Source organism: Actinoplanes ianthinogenes (assembly GCF_018324205.1).
Taxonomy (GTDB): domain Bacteria; phylum Actinomycetota; class Actinomycetes; order Mycobacteriales; family Micromonosporaceae; genus Actinoplanes; species Actinoplanes ianthinogenes.
Map to the genome: position 1 here is coordinate 4,835,279 of NZ_AP023356.1, position 16,259 is coordinate 4,851,537.

General features: G+C 71.5%; 14 protein-coding genes. 9 read left to right on the top strand and 5 right to left on the bottom strand.

Translation table 11 applies throughout. From position 1 onward, the window contains the following. Positions 1-5: 5 nt before the first annotated feature. A complete protein-coding gene (locus Aiant_RS21740; RefSeq protein ID WP_189332317.1) occupies positions 6-1,193 on the bottom strand; it encodes an LOG family protein in 1,188 nt (395 codons plus the stop codon). A 74-nt stretch (positions 1,194-1,267) separates the two neighbouring features. On the opposite strand from Aiant_RS21740, the gene Aiant_RS21745 reads away from it, so the two are divergent. Both Aiant_RS21745 and Aiant_RS21750 read left to right on the top strand, forming a co-directional pair. Next, positions 1,268-2,257, top strand: a complete 990-nt coding sequence (locus Aiant_RS21745) for an ADP-ribosylglycohydrolase family protein (RefSeq protein ID WP_189331915.1) — start codon at positions 1,268-1,270, stop codon at positions 2,255-2,257. A gap of 90 nt (positions 2,258-2,347) precedes the next feature. Further along, positions 2,348-2,761: a DUF3151 domain-containing protein gene (locus tag Aiant_RS21750; RefSeq protein WP_189332316.1), complete on the top strand. Its 414-nt coding sequence runs from the start codon at positions 2,348-2,350 to the stop codon at positions 2,759-2,761. A gap of 757 nt (positions 2,762-3,518) precedes the next feature. On the opposite strand, the gene Aiant_RS21755 is transcribed toward Aiant_RS21750, so the two are convergent. Together Aiant_RS21755 and Aiant_RS21760 are read right to left on the bottom strand one after the other, a co-directional pair. Next, a complete protein-coding gene (locus Aiant_RS21755) occupies positions 3,519-4,469 on the bottom strand; it encodes a diacylglycerol kinase family protein (protein ID WP_189331914.1) in 951 nt (316 codons plus the stop codon). Between the two features lie 4 nt (positions 4,470-4,473). Then, positions 4,474-5,763 (bottom strand): adenylosuccinate synthase, encoded by a 1,290-nt coding sequence (locus tag Aiant_RS21760; RefSeq protein WP_189331913.1) that lies wholly within the window; start codon positions 5,761-5,763, stop codon positions 4,474-4,476. An 81-nt stretch (positions 5,764-5,844) separates the two neighbouring features. Here Aiant_RS21760 and purD point away from each other — a divergent pair, with 81 nt between their 5' ends. Beyond that, positions 5,845-7,086: a phosphoribosylamine--glycine ligase gene (purD, locus tag Aiant_RS21765; RefSeq protein WP_189331912.1), complete on the top strand. Its 1,242-nt coding sequence runs from the start codon at positions 5,845-5,847 to the stop codon at positions 7,084-7,086. A gap of 91 nt (positions 7,087-7,177) precedes the next feature. On the opposite strand, the gene Aiant_RS21770 is transcribed toward purD, so the two are convergent. After that, positions 7,178-7,627, bottom strand: a complete 450-nt coding sequence (locus tag Aiant_RS21770) for an SCP2 sterol-binding domain-containing protein (RefSeq protein ID WP_189331911.1) — start codon at positions 7,625-7,627, stop codon at positions 7,178-7,180. Positions 7,628-7,744: 117 nt separating this feature from the next. Between Aiant_RS21770 and Aiant_RS21775 the strand changes: the two genes are divergently transcribed. The 6 genes from Aiant_RS21775 to purL all read left to right on the top strand — a co-directional run bounded on the left by Aiant_RS21775 (position 7,745) and on the right by purL (position 14,336). Continuing rightward, positions 7,745-8,245, top strand: a complete 501-nt coding sequence (locus Aiant_RS21775) for a winged helix-turn-helix domain-containing protein (RefSeq protein WP_189331910.1) — start codon at positions 7,745-7,747, stop codon at positions 8,243-8,245. Beyond that, the gene (locus Aiant_RS21780) at positions 8,242-9,495 is read left to right on the top strand and encodes an MFS transporter (protein ID WP_189331909.1); all 1,254 of its coding nucleotides are present in this window, start codon (positions 8,242-8,244) and stop codon (positions 9,493-9,495) included. Before Aiant_RS21775 ends, Aiant_RS21780 begins: the two co-directional genes overlap by 4 nt. Next, complete coding sequence (gene purB / locus Aiant_RS21785) at positions 9,492-10,913, top strand: adenylosuccinate lyase (protein ID WP_189331908.1); 1,422 nt, start codon at positions 9,492-9,494, stop codon at positions 10,911-10,913. Before Aiant_RS21780 ends, purB begins: the two co-directional genes overlap by 4 nt. Positions 10,914-10,975: 62 nt before the next feature. Next, positions 10,976-11,227 carry a phosphoribosylformylglycinamidine synthase subunit PurS gene (gene purS, locus Aiant_RS21790; protein WP_185038543.1) on the top strand — a complete coding sequence of 84 codons (252 nt, stop codon included), beginning with the start codon at positions 10,976-10,978 and terminating at the stop codon, positions 11,225-11,227. Next, complete coding sequence (gene purQ, locus Aiant_RS21795) at positions 11,224-11,934, top strand: phosphoribosylformylglycinamidine synthase subunit PurQ (protein ID WP_189332315.1); 711 nt, start codon at positions 11,224-11,226, stop codon at positions 11,932-11,934. The genes purS and purQ overlap by 4 nt, the downstream gene beginning before the upstream one ends. A gap of 23 nt (positions 11,935-11,957) precedes the next feature. Beyond that, positions 11,958-14,336 (top strand): phosphoribosylformylglycinamidine synthase subunit PurL, encoded by a 2,379-nt coding sequence (gene purL, locus Aiant_RS21800; protein WP_229830429.1) that lies wholly within the window; start codon positions 11,958-11,960, stop codon positions 14,334-14,336. 63 nt (positions 14,337-14,399) lie between these two features. Here the strand turns inward: purL and Aiant_RS21805 are convergent, their stop codons facing one another. Continuing rightward, positions 14,400-16,154, bottom strand: a complete 1,755-nt coding sequence (locus Aiant_RS21805; RefSeq protein WP_189331906.1) for a carboxypeptidase-like regulatory domain-containing protein — start codon at positions 16,152-16,154, stop codon at positions 14,400-14,402. Between the last annotated feature and the right edge of the window lie 105 nt (positions 16,155-16,259).

Genomic DNA, 16,259 nt, shown 5'->3' on the forward strand with positions numbered 1-16,259 from the left:
AGGGCTTATTTGACCAACGCTGCCATCGCCTCGTCAAGTGAGTCGGTGACCACGATCAGCCCGGACTGGTCGCCGTGCGGTGACCGGGCCAGCAGCGTACCCAGCAGGTCGACCACCGGCAGCTTGGTCCAGTGCTCGACGCCGAGGAAGACGAACGCCCCGGACGGCCCGTCGGTGCGGTAGAACGTCTTCGTCGCGGCCTGGAAGATCTCCTGCACGGTGCCGGCCCAGCCGGGCGCGAAGACGATCCCGCCCCGGGACAGCCGCAGGATCGAGTCCTCCCGGACCGCGTTGGAGAAGTACTTGCCGATCTGCCCGGCGAACAGGTTGGCCGGCTCGTGCCCGTACAGCCAGGTGGGCAGGGCCAGGCCGCCGTGCCGGAGCCGGTCGGCCAGGTCGACCGCGGGCAGCGGGTACGCCGCCCGGACCCGCAGCGCGGCCGCGGTGTACGGGTCGTGGTCCAGGAAGTCCGGCGCGGGCGCCAGCATGTCGATCGCGGCGGCCAGCTCCCGCTCGGTCCGGGAGGCGAAGAACGCACCCAGGTTCGCCGCCTCCATCACGCCCGGCCCGCCGCCGGTCACGATCAGCCGCCCGCTCCTGGCCAGCCGCCGGGCCAGCGTCGCGGCCATCCGGTACGGCTCCGAGCCGCGCGGCTCGGCGTGCCCACCCATGATCCCGACCGGTCCCGCGGTGCCGTGCTCACCCGCCCAGGCGGCCAGCGCCTTGCCCAGCGCGTTGTCGATCCCGGCGTCGTGCAGCCGCTGCGCGACCGCCTCGCGAACGTCCGGCACCGCACCGCCGTGGTCCAGGAAGTGCCGGTAGACGATCGTGTCGTACATGCCGGCGAAGCCCGCCTCGGCGAACCCGGCGGCCAGGTCCTCCGGGGTGTAGAGCAGCGCCGGATGGGTCGGGTAGGGGCAGGTGCGGAACGACGGGATCAGGTGCGCCCCGCGGCGGATCAGGTCGGTCTCCACCTCCGGCGACACGATGTGGCAGCCGACGAAGAGCGTGTCCCGGACGTCGACGGTGGACAGGTCGGGGGGATTACGGTCCAGCCGCAGACCGAGAACGATCAGTCCGGCGAGGGAGTTTTTGGCCAGGTGGGTGTCGAGCTCTTCGCGAGATTCGATCTCGAAGGCGGTGGCGTCGAACGGCGCGTCGCCGCCGAGCACCGGTTGCAGGGGATCGGGCATGGCGTCCATGGTGCGCCAGCCCGCGAGGTGACGGCGCACACCCTGGACGTTGACGGGAAACATAGAGTTGTCCCATGCGTGCTGCATCGGGATCGATGTTCGGTTTGGCCTACGGCGACGCGCTCGGCAAACCCACCGAGTTCATGGACTATCCGGCCATCGTGGCCCGCTACGGGCCGGCGGGCCCGCGGCAGCTCGACGGCGAGCCGGCGCTGGTCACCGACGACACCCAGATGGCGCTCGCGGTCGGCGAGGCGCTCCTGGAGGTGCCGGACCCGACGGCCGCGCGGCTCGAGCCGGTGCTGCGCCGGCGCTTCCTCGCCTGGGCGTACAGCCCGGAGAACGATCGGGCGCCCGGGATGACCTGCCTGCGGGCGATCGGTGAGCTGGCCAAGGACGGTCCGTGGATTGAGGCGACCCAGTCGGGTTCCAAGGGCTGTGGCGCCAACATGCGGGTGACCCCGGTCGGCCTGGTTCCCGGGCTGACCGACGACCAGCGTGCCGGGGTGGCGCAGTTCCAGGCCGCATTGACCCACGGGCACCCGACCGGTCTCGCGGCGAGCGAGCTCACGGCGTACGCCGTGTTCTGGCTCCGTGGCGGCCTCGCGCCGGCGGACCTCCTCGCCGCCCTCCGCGACCGCTGCGATGAGCAGCGGAAAAACTATCGAGGGGACTGGCTGGGCGAGCTCTGGCGACGACCGCTGGTCGACTCGCCGGAGGAATTCATCGCGCGCGGCTGGGACGAGTGCGCGGCCGCGCTGGACAAGGTCGCCGAGGGTTTGGCCGCCGGGCGGTTCGAGGGCGACCCCTGCCAGGTCACCGGCGCGGGCTGGATCGCCGAGGAGGCGCTGGCCACCGCGCTCTACTGCTACCTGATCTCGCCGGACCAGCCGGTCACGGTGCTCGGCCGGGCCGCCGCCTCGTCCGGCGACTCGGACTCGATCGCGTGCCTGGCCGGGGCTTTCGCGGGCGCGGCGCGCGGGCTGGGCGCCTGGCCGGCCGACTGGCAGACCCAGATCGAGTACTCGGACCGCCTGATGCGCCTGGGCACCGCCTGGGACTGAATCCCGCCCGTTCAAGATCAAAACCGCTTTCCGGTACGACGATCGCCGAGCGGCCGGAATGATCCTGGCGTGACCGGGTTGAATGAGGGCATGCAGAACCTCCTTCCCGAGCCGCCGGCCACCCGACTGCCGGCCGACGACGAAGCCGATCAGGCCCTGGCCGCCGCCACGACCGACGAGGCGTTCAAGGCGGTCGCGGCCAAGTTCCCGGCCTACAGCGCGGTGTGGGCGCCGCTGGCCACGAGCGCCCTCGCCGCCGGTGAGCCGGTGACCGCTTATGCCTATGCCCGCACCGGGTATCACCGCGGCCTGGACGCGCTGCGCCGCAACGGGTGGAAGGGCCACGGCCCGGTCCCCTGGTCGCATGAGGCGAACCGGGGCTTCCTCCGCTGCCTGCACGCGCTGTCTCAGGCTGCCGCCGCGATCGGCGAGGCGGACGAGGCGGCCCGCTGCGCCCAGTTCCTCCGGGACAGCGACCCGGCCGCCGCCGACGCCCTGTCCTGAACGACCCGGTCCGGCCCGGCCTCCCGGGCCGGACCGAAAGCCGTCAACCACGACCAATCTTGTGATCCTCGGCAACACGGCTCGCCTCACCCTGCTCCATCGTGGCTGGTCCCCGTCGCCCTATTCGGGCATGGGATCGGGCTTTGCATGCCAGCTCGGGGGTCGTGGCTGGTGCTGAGGGCCCTATTCGAGCAGGGGATAGGGCTTTGGGCGCCAGCTCGGGAGTTGCGGCTGGTGCTGAGGGCCCTATTCGGGGGCGGGATTGGGCTTTGGGTGCCAGCTCGGGGGTTGTGGCTGGTGCTGGGGGCCCTATTCGGGGGCGGGATTGGGCTGTGGGTGCCAGCTCGGGGGTTGTGGCTGGTGCTGGGGGCCCTATTCGAGCAGGGGATTGGGCTTTGGGCGCCAGCCCGGGTTCTGGCTTGCGCCGACGAGTCCGACCCGGGTGGGACAACGGCGGCGCGCACACCGGAAACACCGGGTTGCGGGCGGTGCCAGCACACGATCGGCGTACCGGGAACCGGCACCGCCCCGGGCATCCGCCAGCCGTAACCGGGATCGCGGACCGCACGCCATCGAAGATGCGGACCGTGGACGGGGGTGCGGCTGGACCCGCGGCCTGCGCGGACCGTACCGGCGCGGACGCGGGCGGCGGCCGCGACCCAAGGACCGCGACCGGCCCGCGGACAGCGGGCGGCGGGAGTGACGGTGACCGGCAGCTCAAGAAGGAACGGGACCGGCCGCTGGGGACAAGCCTCCGCTACGCGTAGACCGCCCAGGCCTGGCCCTCGGTCCACCACGACCGCTTCCGGCTCGTCGTCCCCGCCACTCCGTCGTCGAGGAACTGCAACTCGCCCTCGCGCGGCAGCACCGACACGGCGCGACCCCGGGCCCGGCGCACCTCCACGCGTACCCGAGTGCCTTTGAATCTCTGTTTGACCACGACCGGCACCGCCACCGCGACCTCGATCCGGCCGTCGGCCGGGTCGCCCTCGGGCAGCAGCCGCAACCCGTCGAACTCGGCGTAGCCGGCGCCGTTGCCGATCGCGCAGGCCAGGATCGGCTCCTCGCCCTCGCTCAGGACGCTGTCGTCGACCTCGACCCGGCCCCGCCACGGCACCGCCGCGCCGCTGTCGTCGGCGCCGCCGAGCAGCGCGCCGTCCAGCGTCACCGAGCCGCCGTCGTTGCGCAGCAGGTCGAGCCGGCGAACGTTTCCGGTCAGCACCGCTTTCGCCACCTCGGCCGGGGTGCGGGGCAGGCCGAGCTGGGCGGCCAGGTCGCCGGCGTGGGACGGGTCGAGCGGCAGGATCGCCACCGGCGGCAGGTCCGGCACGGTCCGGGTCGGCGCGAGATCGGTGGGTCGTTTGCTGGGCGGCGGGGCCCAGCGGCGGACCATCCGGCGCAGCACCGCGCGCAGCTGCCCGTCGGTGGCGCTGGCCACCACCAGGCGCTGCTCGCTGGCTGCGGAGGGCCAGGTCAGGCCGTCCGGCCGGGCCGGCCCGTCGAACCGGGCCAGCACCGCGTCGATCTCCTGGTCCGAGCCGGCCTGCACCGTCTCCACCCGGGCGCCGCCGTCGCGGAGCACGTCCGCGCAGGCCAGCACCGGGGTGCGCGGGGTGGCGCAGATCGCGTTGCAGCCGCCGCAGCCGGAGCCGGAGGAGCCGCAGGAGTCGCCCGACCCCTCGGCCAGGCTGAGAATGACCACGTCCACGGGATTACTCGCCGAGCACCGAGTGCCGCTCGATGACCGCCTCGCGGCCCGGGCCGACGCCGACGATCGAGATCCGGGCGCCGATCCGGGCCTCGACGAACTCGACGAAGTCCTGCGCCTCGCGCGGCAGGTCCTCGAACTTGCGGCAGCCGGAGATGTCCTGCCGCCAGCCGGGCAGCGTCTCGTAGATCGGCTTGGCGTGGTGGAAATCGGTCTGGTTGATCGGCATCTCGTCGTGCCGGACGCCGTTCACGTCGTACGCCACGCAGACCGGGATCTCGTCCAGCCCGTCGTAGTTGTCCAGCTTGGTCATGGCGAAGTCGGTCACCCCGTTGATCCGCTGCGCGTAGCGGCCGATCACCAGGTCCAGCCAGCCGATCCGGCGCGGGCGGCCGGTGGTGGTGCCGTACTCGTGGCCGACCTCGCGCAGGTAGTCGCCCCACTTGTCGTGCAGCTCGGTGGGGAACGGGCCCTCGCCGACCCGGCTGGTGAACGCTTTCAGCACGGCGACCACCCGGTCGATCCGGGTGGGCGGGATGCCGGAGCCGGTGCAGGCGCCGCCGGCCGTCGCGTTCGAGCTGGTCACGAACGGGTAGGTGCCGTGGTCGACGTCGAGCAGGGTGGCCTGGCCGGCCTCGCAGAGCACGACCTTGTCGTTGTCGATCGCCTGGGACAGCTCCAGGGCGGTGTCCGCGACGTACGGCCGGAGCCGCTCGACGTAGGAGAGCAGCTCCTGGACGACGTCCTCGGCCTTGACCGCGCTGCGGTTGTAGATCTTCGACAGCACCTGGTTCTTGAAGGCCAGGGCGGCCGTGACCTTCTGCCGGAGGATCGACTCGTCGAACAGGTCCTGCACCCGGATGCCGACCCGGTTCATCTTGTCGGCATACGTCGGGCCGATGCCGCGGCCGGTGGTGCCGATCCGGCGGGCGCCCAGGAAGCGCTCCGAGACCTTGTCCATCGAGCGGTTGTACGACGCGATGACGTGCGCGTTCGCGCTGATCCGCAGCCGGGACGTGTCGATGCCGCGAGCCTCCAGGCCGTCGATCTCCTGGAACAGCACGTTCAGGTCGACGACGACGCCGTTGCCGATCACCGGTACGACGTTCGGGGAGAGGATCCCGCTCGGGAGCAGGTGGAGTGCGTACTTCTCGCCGTCGATGACGACAGTGTGGCCCGCGTTGTTGCCACCGTTGAACTTGACCACATAGTCGAGCCGGTCACCCAGCAGGTCCGTGGCTTTGCCCTTGCCCTCGTCGCCCCACTGGGCGCCGATCAACACGATCACCGGCACTGTGAACTATGCCTTTCCCCAAGGTCGTACCTGGAGGAGCCCGGGTACTGCCGAAGTTTACGCGACGTAGGATGGACCGTCGTGCGCGTACTTCTGATCGGCTCCGGTGGGCGCGAGCACGCGCTTGCCGTCGGGCTCGCCGCCGACCCGTCCGTCGAGTTCCTGGCCGCCGCGCCGGGCAACCCCGGGATCGCCCAGGTGGCGGAGCTGCACCCGGTGACCGCCACCGATCCGGCCGCGGTCGCGGCGCTCGCCGTCCAGCTGAGCGCCGACCTGGTCGTGATCGGCCCGGAGGCCCCGCTGGTTGCCGGCGTCGCCGACGCGGTCCGGGCCAAGGGCATCGCCTGCTTCGGCCCGTCCGCCGCCGCCGCGCGGCTGGAGGGTTCCAAGGCGTTCGCCAACGAGGTGATGGAGGCGGCCGGCGTGCCGACCGCGCGCTCGTTCGCGTGCACCACGGTCGACCAGGCGAAAGCGGCGCTCCACGAGTTCGGTGCGCCCTACGTCGTGAAGAACGACGGCCTGGCCGCGGGCAAGGGAGTCGTCGTCACCGACGATCTCGACAAGGCGGTGCGGCACGCCGAGGAGTGCGGCAAGGTCGTCATCGAGGAGTTCCTCCCCGGCCCCGAGGTCTCGCTCTTCGTGATCACCGACGGCACGGCGGTCGCCCCGCTGATGCCGGCCCAGGACTTCAAGCGGCTCCAGGACGACGACCAGGGGCCGAACACCGGCGGCATGGGCGCTTACGCCCCGCTCGACTGGGCGCCGGACGACCTGACCGAGCGGGTGCTGCGGGAGACCGTCGAGCCCACTCTCGCCGAGATGCGCAAGCGCGGCACCCCGTTCGCTGGCCTGCTCTACGTCGGCCTCGCGCTCACCCCGGACGGTCCCAAGGTCATCGAGTTCAACGCGCGGTTCGGCGACCCGGAGACACAGGTGGTGCTGTCGCTGCTGGCCACGCCGCTGGCCGGGCTGCTCAAGGCGGCCGCGACCGGCACGCTGGCCGAGCACCCGCCGCTGCGCTGGCACGACGGCGCGGCGATCACCGTCGTGGTGGCCGGCCACAACTACCCCGGGACCCCGCGCGTCGGGGACGTCATCGAGGGCGCCGAGGTGCCGGGTGTGATCCACGCCGGCACGGCTCGGGACGCGCAGGGACGGCTGGTCTCGGCCGGCGGGCGGGTGCTCAGCGTGACCGCCACCGGGTCCGACCTGGCCGCGGCGCGCGAGGCCGCCTACGCGCTGGTGGACGGCATTTCGCTGGCCGGCGCGCAGTTCCGCACCGACATCGCGCTCCGCGCGATCAGGGGCCAGATCACGATCTAGACCCGCTTTGCGTACGCCGTGGGCACGGTGCTCATGGCGTACGCAAAAAGGGTGTGCCGTCCGAGCGGACCGCACACCCTTTTCCTGTTTCTCAGGCCTTGGGGATGTCGAACAGCTTGGCGATGCTGGCGGCCAGGGCCAGGTCACCCTTCGCCTTGATCTTGCCGGTCATGAACAGCATCATCGGGTTGCCGTCGCCGGCGACGACCTTGAGGAACGTGACCGCGTCCATGGTCATGGCCAGCTTCGGGTCGCGGACCGGCTCGTTGGTGACGGTGCAGGCGCCGTTCTCGATCACGGTCTCGTAGGTGTTCGACGCGCCGTTCGGACCGGTGATGATCCAGTGGATGACGGCCTGGGCGTCGCCCGCCTTCTCCGCGCGGAACAGCGTGGGCATCCGGTTGAAGACCTCGTCGAGGATCTTGCCCCGCGAGTCCGACGCCATGATCTCGCCGATCTTGGAGTCCGGGGTGGACTTGACGAGCTGAGCGAACTCCTTCGGGCCGATCGAGGAGAGCGACTCAAGGTTGAATTCAGTCATCGGTGGACCTTTCGGATGAGCGTCGAACTTACTCGCCAGTAACCTTAGCGAGAATGCCGCCTTTTCGTGCAGTCTGCCACTCTCCAACAAGTGTTTGGCAGTCCTATACTCCCCAACATGCCTTTGGGGGATGCCTCGCTGCGGGCACTGGCCCATCCGGTCCGGCTGCGGATCATGTCGCTGCTCACCGGCGCCGAGCTGACCGCCGCCGACGTCGCGCGCGAGCTCGGCATCACCCACGCCAACGCCAGCTACCACCTGCGTAACCTGCTGGCCGGCGGCCTGATCGTGGTGGCCGGCGAGCAGAAGATCCGCGGCGGCCTGGCGAAGCGATACCGCTACGACCCGGCGCGGCGCTTCACGCCGGAGCAGGCCGGGCTCTTCTATCCGGCCGCCGCCGACGAGCTGACCCGGCGCGCGCACACCCGGCGCGGTGGCGGGGTCGGCGTGCTGGGCGACGCCGAGGTCTGGGTCGACCCGGCGGTCTGGCAGGACGTGCGCGACCGGATCGCCGCCGCGCTGCACGACCTGCATGCCGCCGCCCGCCCGCCGGGCAGCCCCGGCGCCATCCGGACCAGCACCACGGTGGCGCTCTTCGAGATGGACGACGAGCAGTGAGGGTCCCGGCGCCGCTGCGCCGCCCGGCCTTCCGGTGGCTCCTGGCCGGCCGGGCGGTGGACGCCTTCGGCAACGCGTTCGCGACCTTCGCGCTGACCTTCGCGGTCCTCGACCTGACCGGCCGGGCCGGTGACGCCGGTCTGGTGGTCGGCGTGCGCACCCTGCTCAACGTGGTGTTCCTGCTCTTCGGCGGGGTCCTCGCCGACCGCCTGCCGAAAAATCTGCTGATGGTCGGCGCGAACCTGATCGCGGCGCTCACCCAGGCCGCGGTCGCCGCGCTGGTGCTCACCGGATCGGCGACCGTCCCCCTGCTGGTCGTCCTCTCCGCGGTGAACGGCGCGGTGGCCGCGGTGGCGATGCCGGCCAGCTCGGCTCTGGTGCCGCGGACCGTGGCCGAGGACGAGCGGCAGCAGGCCAACGCGCTGAACCGGCTGTCGCTGAGCGGCGCGATGATCATCGGTGCTCCGCTGGGCGGCGTGCTGGTCGCGGTGGTCGGCCCGGGCTGGGCGATCGCGGTCGACGGCGGCACGTTCCTGATCTCCGCGCTCTGCTTCGCCCTGATCCGGCTGCCGGCTCCGCGCGACGACCAGCCGCCGCCGGACCGCGTCGGCGTGCTGCACGAGCTGCGCACCGGCTGGACCGAGTTCCGCTCGCACACCTGGCTCTGGGTGGTGGTCGCCGGCGCCTGCGTGATGAACATGGCCTGGTCGGGCGCCACTCACATCCTCGGTCCCGCGGTCGCCGCGCAGACCATCGGCCGCTCGGCCTGGGGCCTGGTGCTGGCCGCCCAGACCGCCGGGATGATCGCCGGGGGCCTGCTCGCGATGCGCCTGCGGCTGCGGCGCTTTCTCCGGTACGGCGTGATCTCCCTCGCCGTGATGGCGGGCCCGCTGATCGTTCTCGGACTGCATCCGCATCTCGTCGCGCTCGCCGGAGCGGGCTTCCTGGCCGGTGTCGCGCTGGAGATCTTCAGCGTCGGCTGGGAGACCACGATGCAGGAACACATCCCGGCCGACCGGCTGGCCCGCGTCTACTCCTACGACATGGTCGGCTCGTTCCTGGCGGTGCCGATCGGGGAGATGGCGGTCGGCCCGGTCGCCGACCGGTTCGGGGCGCAACCGACCCTGCTCGGCGCGGCCGCGGTGCTGCTGCTCGCCGTGGCCGGGATGCTGAGCAGCCGAGACGTCCGCACCCGGCGCCACCGGCTGCCGAGGGCGGAACCCGGGCACATGGAAGAATCGGTGCCGTGACCATCCCGAACGTGCTTGCCAGCCGCTATGCCTCCGCCGACCTCGTCACCCTCTGGTCGCCGGAGGAGAAGATCCGGATGGAGCGCCGGCTCTGGCTGGCCGTCCTGAAGGCCCAGCGTGACCTCGGTGTCGCGGTGCCCGAGGGCGCCGTCGAGGCGTACGAGTCCGTCCTCGACCAGGTCGACCTGGCGTCCATCGCGGCCCGCGAGCGGGTCACCCGGCACGACGTCAAGGCGCGCATCGAGGAGTTCTCGGAGCTGGCCGGCTTCGAGCAGATCCACAAGGGAATGACCTCGCGCGACCTCACCGAGAACGTGGAGCAGCTCCAGATCCGGGCGTCGCTGGAGCTGGTCCGGGACCGGGTGGTGGCCACCCTGGCCCGGCTCGCCGCGCTCGCCGTCGAGCACTCCGACCTGGTGCTGACCGGGCGCTCGCACAACGTGGCGGCGCAGGCCACCACGCTGGGCAAGCGGTTCGCGTCGTCGACCGAGGAGCTGCTGATCGCGTACGAGCGGCTGGAGGACCTGCTCGGGCGGTACCCGCTGCGCGGCATCAAGGGCCCGGTCGGCACCGCCGCCGACCAGCTCGACCTGCTCGACGGGTCGTATTCGTCGTTCGAGCAGCTCGAGGCCAAGGTCGCCGAGCACCTCGGTTTCACCCGGGTGCTGAGCAGCGTCGGCCAGGTCTACCCGCGCTCGCTCGACTTCGACGTGGTCTCCGCGCTGGCCCAGGTCGTCGCCGGGCCGTCCTCGCTGGCCACCACGATCCGCCTGATGGTCGGCCAGGAGCTGGTCACCGAGGGCTTCAAGCCGGGCCAGGTCGGCTCGTCGGCGATGCCGCACAAGATGAACACCCGCTCGTCGGAGCGGGTCAACGGCCTCGCCGTGATCGTCCGGGGTTACCTGTCGATGGTCGGCGAACTGGCCGGCGACCAGTGGAACGAGGGCGACGTCTCCTGCTCGGTGGTCCGCCGGGTGGCCCTGCCGGACGCGTTCTTCGCCACCGACGGGCTGTTCCAGACCTTCCTCACCGTGCTCGACGAGTTCGGGGCGTACCCCGCGGTGATCGCCCGCGAGCTGGACCGGTTCCTGCCGTTCCTGGCCACCACCAAGATTCTGGTGGCCGCGGTGCGCAAGGGCGTGGGCCGCGAGGTCGCGCACGAGGTGATCAAGGAGCACGCGGTTGCCGTGGCGCTCGCCATGCGGGAGAAGGGCGTGGCGGTCAACGACCTCTTCGACCGGCTCGCCGACGACGGCCGGCTCCAGCTGTCCCGGGCCGAGATCGACACGCTGGTCGCCGACCGGGCCGCGTTCGTCGGCGCCGCGCCGGCTCAGGTGCGCGCGGTCGCCGACCGGGTCGCCGCGATCGTGGAGCGGCACCCCGCGGCGGCCGGTTACTCCCCCGCGCCCATCCTTTGAACTGGTGGAACAGTTGACCAGGTAGGCTCCTTCGTGCTTACACCTATCAGTCAGGAGTGCCCGTGGCTCGCGTCGTGGTCGACGTCATGCTCAAGCCGGAGATCCTGGATCCGCAGGGTCAGGCGGTGGCCAATGCCCTGCCCCGGCTCGGCGTCACCGATGTCTCCTCTGTTCGCATCGGCCGTCGGATCGAGATCGAATTCGATGGCGAACCCGACCTGGATCGGGCTCGCGAGATCGCCGACAAGCTGCTCGCCAACCCGGTGATCGAGGACTACCAGGTCCGGGTCGAGGCTGCGGCGGAGGTCGCCTGACCATGCGGATCGGTGTGGTCACCTTCCCCGGATCACTGGACGACGGGGACGCCGCCCGCGCCGCCCGGCTTGCCGGCGCCGAGGCGGTTCGTCTCTGGCACGGCGACCCGGATCTGCACGGGGTGGACGCCGTGGTCCTGCCCGGCGGCTTCTCGTACGGCGACTATCTGCGCTGCGGCGCCATCGCGCGATTCGCTCCGGTGATGGAGACGATCGTCGACGCGGCCCGTGGCGGCCTGCCCGTGCTGGGCATCTGCAACGGTTTCCAGGTCCTCTGCGAGGCGCACCTGCTGCCCGGCGCGCTGACCCGGAACCAGCACCTGCACTTCCGTAACCGGGACCAGTGGCTCAAGGTCGAGGCGACGAACACCGCCTGGACCAACGGCTTCACGCCCGGCCAGGAGATTCTCATCCCGGTGAAGAACGGCGAGGGCTGCTTCGTCGCCGACCCGGCCACGCTGGACAAGCTCGAGGCCGAGGGCCGGGTGATCGCCCGGTACATCAACGGCAACCCGAACGGTTCGCAGCGCGACATCGCCGGGATCACCAACGAGGCCGGCAACGTCGTCGGCATCATGCCGCACCCGGAACACGCCGTGGAGGCGCTGACCGGACCGTCGCTCGACGGCCTCGGCTTCTTCACCTCCGTCCTGCGGTCCCTGGCGGGGTCGTCCGCGGGTGGTTCGCAAGCAGGGGGACAGCAGTGACGCAGCAGCAGACCGGGCCGGCCATCTCGGAGACCGCCTTCGCTGCGACCGACGTTCTGGCCGAGGGGTTCGCCGACGGGCCGGACACCGTGCAGAGGGCGCAGGAGTCCTCGGACGACCTGCAGCCCTACGCCGACCTGGGCCTCAAGGACGACGAGTACGCGAAGATCAAGGACATCCTCGGCCGCCGGCCGACCGCGTCCGAGCTCGCGATGTACTCGATCATGTGGAGTGAGCACTGCTCGTACAAGTCGAGCAAGGTGCACCTGCGCGAGTTCGTCGCCAAGGTTCCGAAAAACACCCGCATGCTGGCCGGCATCGGCGAGAACGCGGGTGTGGTCCAGGTCTCCGACGACCTGGCGGTCACCTTCAAGGTCGAGTCGCACAACCACCCCAGCTACGTCGAGCCCTACCAGGGCGCGGCCACCGGTGTCGGCGGCATCGTCCGGGACATCCTGGCGATGGGCGCCCGCCCGATCGCGGTGATGGACCCGCTGCGCTTCGGCGCGGCCGACCACCCGGACACCGCCCGGGTGCTGCCCGGCGTGGTCGCCGGCATCGGCGGCTACGGCAACTGCCTGGGCCTGCCGAACATCGGCGGCGAGATCGTCTTCGACCCGTGCTACCAGGGCAACCCGCTGGTCAACGCGCTGTCGATCGGCGTCCTGCCGGTCGAGCGGCTGCAAAAGAAGGAAGCCACCGGCACCGGCAACATCGTGGTGCTGCTCGGCGCCCGGACCGGCCGGGACGGCATCGGCGGGGTCTCGGTGCTGGCGTCCGCCACCTTCGACGAGGAGGCCGAGCAGCGCCGCCCGTCGGTGCAGGTCGGCGACCCGTTCATGGAGAAACTGCTGATCGAGAGCTGCCTCGAGCTCTACGACGCCGGCCTGGTCACCGGCATCCAGGACCTCGGCGGCGCCGGCCTCACCTGCGCGCTCACCGAGACCGCCGCGGCGGCCGGCACCGGCATGCGGGTCTGGCTGGAGCGGGTCCCGCTGCGCGAGGCCTCGATGTCGCCGACCGAGATCCTGGCCAGCGAGTCGCAGGAGCGCATGCTCCTGATCGTCACCCCGGAGAACCTCGACGCGGTCCTCAAGGTCGCGGAGAAGTGGGGCGTCTGGGCCACCGCGATCGGCGAGGTCACCCCGCGGGCCGAGGACGGCACCCCGGGCCGCCTGGTGATCACCTGGAACGACCACGTCGTGGTGGACGTGCCCCCGGGCTCGCTCGCCGACGACGGTCCGGTCTACGAGCGGCCGCTGCGTGAGCCGTCCGACCTGATCCTGCTCCAGGCCGACCGGGCCGAGACGCTGCCGCGTCCGTCGACCGGTGACGAGCTGCGCGAGACGGTGCTGCGGATGGCCGCCTCGCCGAACCTGTGCGACAAGACCTGGGTGACCGAGCAGTACGACCGGTACGTGCTCGGCAACACCGTGCTGGCCCAGCCGGAGGACTCCGGCGTGCTGCGGCTCGACGAGGAGACGAACCTCGGCGTGGCGCTGTCGGTGGACGGCAACGGGCGGTTCGCGCGGCTCGACCCCTACGAGGGGGCGAAACTGGCGCTGGCCGAGGCGTACCGGAACGTCGCCGTCACCGGCGCCGAGCCGATCGCCGTCACCGACTGCCTGAACTTCGGCTCGCCCGAGGACCCGGCCGTGATGTGGCAGTTCGCGCGGGCCGTGCAGGGTCTGGCGGACGGCTGCCAGCAGCTGGGCACCCCGGTGACCGGCGGCAACGTCAGCTTCTACAACCAGACCGGTGCCGCGGCGATCCACCCCACCCCGGTGGTCGGCGTGATGGGCCTGTTCGACGACGTCACCCGGCGCATCCCGATGGGCTTCAAGGCCGCCGGCGAACTGCTCTTCCTGCTCGGCGAGACCCGGGCCGAGCTGTCCGGCTCGGAGTGGGCCTGGGTGACCCACGGCCACCTCGGCGGCCGGCCGCCCAAGGTCGACCTGGCGGCCGAGCAGACCCTCGGCAAGCTGATGGCGCGGGTCTCGAAGACCGGGCTGGTCAGCGCGGCGCACGACCTCTCCGACGGTGGCCTGGCGCAGGTCCTGGTGGAGAGCTGCCTGCGCTACAACACCGGCGCGACGGTGACCGTCGAGTCGGCGTTCGTGGACCTGTTCAGCGAGTCGGCGGGGCGTGCCCTGGTGGCCGTGCCGCGGGGCCACGAGAAGGCGTTCGTGGCGCTCGCCGCCGAGCTGGGCGTCCCGTGCGCCAAGATCGGTGTCACCACCGACGCCGCGGCGCTGGAGGTGACCGGGCAGTTCTCGATCCCGCTGGACGAGCTGCGGACCGCGTTCTCCGGCACCCTGCCGAAACTGTTCGGTGAGCCGGCCCCGGCGGCGTCCGACGAGGTTCGCTCGGTGACGCTGGAGCTCGGACCGATCGAGTCCTGACAAGGCGGCAACGGAAAGGGCCCCGCGCGACGCGCGGGGCCCTTTCTTCGCTCTTACCTCAGGTCACTCGTCCCAGTCGCGGTTGCCGCGCCGGTTCGGGTCCTGACCGTACGACCCACCGCGCTGCTCGTAGCCGCCCTGGTTGCCGTAGCCACCCTGGCCCTGCGGCGGCTGGCCCTGCTGACCGTAGCCACCCTGGGCGCCGTACCCACCCTGGTCGTAGCCGCCCTGGCCCTGGTCGTAGCCACCGTGACCCTGGTCGTAACCACCCTGGCCGCCGTAGTTGCCGGCCTGGTCGTAGCCACCGCCGTAGGTGCCGGCCTGGTTGCCGTTGTCCCAGCCACCCTGCTCGCCGTAGCCACCACCGTAACCGTCGTCGTACCCGCCGTTGTTCGGCTGGTAGAGGTTGGTGTGCTCGTCGTAGCGCTGCGGGGACTGCTGCTCCGGCTGGTACATGCTGGTGTGCTCGTCGTAGCGCTGCTGGCCGTTGTCGTAACCGCCGGCCTGCGCGCCGTACTGGCCACCGCCGTACTCGCCGCCGTAACCGCCCTGGTTGTCGTCCCACTGGCTGTTGCCCGCGCCGCCGCCGACGAAGCCGCCCTGCGGAGGCATCGGAGCGCCGTACGGGTCGGGGAACTCGTCCTCGACCGGGGCCCGGTGGATCATCGTGGGGGCGTCGCTCAGGCCGCCGGCGCCCATCCCGGCGCCGGCCACCATGGTCGCGTCGTTGCCACGCGCGGCGCCGACCGGAGCGGCCACCCGGGTGGCGTCCGCGCCGTACCGGCCGGGGCCCACGGGGCTGCCGGTCGGACCGCCGCCGAAGCCGGCGCCGCCGTCCGCGTCGTCGTCGTTCCGCGCGTTCTTGCGGCGCATCATGACCAGCACCATCGCGCCGATGCCGGCGGCGACCAGCAGACCGCCGACGACGAGCAGCATCCAGGAGACGCCGCCGTCCTCGGAGGCGTTCGCGGTGTTCGCCGTGCCGGCGGCCGCCGCGTTGGCGTTCGGGTCGGTGGTGGGCACCTCGTCCTCGGTGGCCTCGTCGGCCGGCGTCGCGCTGGTCGAGGCGCTCGGTGACGCGCTCGCCGACGCCGACGCGCTGGCCGCCGGCTTCAGGGTGATGGTGGCCGTGACGCTCTTGTTGGCCTTGCCGTTGACCGTGGTCTGGGCGACCTTGTAACCGCCCAGGGACGCGCCCACGGTGATCGAGCCCGGCGAGATCGGCTGGGCGTCCGACGAGGTGAAGGCGAACTGGCCGTCCGCGTCCGAGGTCGCCTGGTAGGTGTGGCCCTGGCTGTCCTTCATCGCGACGGTGGCGCCGGGGAGCCGGGTGCCGTCGACGGCGCGGACCTTGCCGGACACCTGCCGGACGGTCTGCGGCGCCTCCGGTCCCTTGACCGTGATGGACACCGACTTCGAGGTCGGGTCGGAACCGGCGATCGCCGCGCTGACCTGAAGGCTGACCGACTTGGTCTGGCCCGCGTCCACGGTCGGCAGGGTGATGTGCACGGTGTGCGACGCCGTCTCGCCGGGCGCCAGCTGATCGTTCGAGATGCCGCAGTCGTTGCAGCCCGAGGCATTCGACGTGACGATCACGAGGGCTTTGCCCTGGTTCTCGTTGCCGCCGTTCGAGTCCCCAGGGTTACCAACCGTGTATTGCACGGTTACAGTAGCTCCGGAGTCACCGCTCAACGACCCGGGTAGGTCCACGGTGGGCGAGGCAGCCAACGCGGCTGTCTGCACACCGGCCACCAGGCCGACGACCAGCGCCAGGAACGCACCGGCCTGGACCGCTCGGTCTCGTAGGTGCGTCGTCACGTCCACCGCCTTCCGTGTCGCGCGGTCTCCGGCTTCCTGCCCGTCAGATCTCCCGCGACTCATACGCCGTCGGCAACTATGCCTTGTCGCACGGCTTTTGCGCGA

Excerpts from the sequence above, each read along its gene's own strand:
- Aiant_RS21750 (WP_189332316.1), top strand. The coding sequence starts at position 2,348 with ATGCAGAACCTCCTTCCCGAGCCGCCGGCCACCCGACTGCCGGCCGAC.
- Aiant_RS21770 (WP_189331911.1), bottom strand. The coding sequence starts at position 7,627 with ATGACTGAATTCAACCTTGAGTCGCTCTCCTCGATCGGCCCGAAGGAG.
- Aiant_RS21775 (WP_189331910.1), top strand. The coding sequence starts at position 7,745 with ATGCCTTTGGGGGATGCCTCGCTGCGGGCACTGGCCCATCCGGTCCGG.
- Aiant_RS21745 (WP_189331915.1), top strand. The coding sequence starts at position 1,268 with ATGCGTGCTGCATCGGGATCGATGTTCGGTTTGGCCTACGGCGACGCG.
- Aiant_RS21740 (WP_189332317.1), bottom strand. The coding sequence starts at position 1,193 with ATGCCCGATCCCCTGCAACCGGTGCTCGGCGGCGACGCGCCGTTCGAC.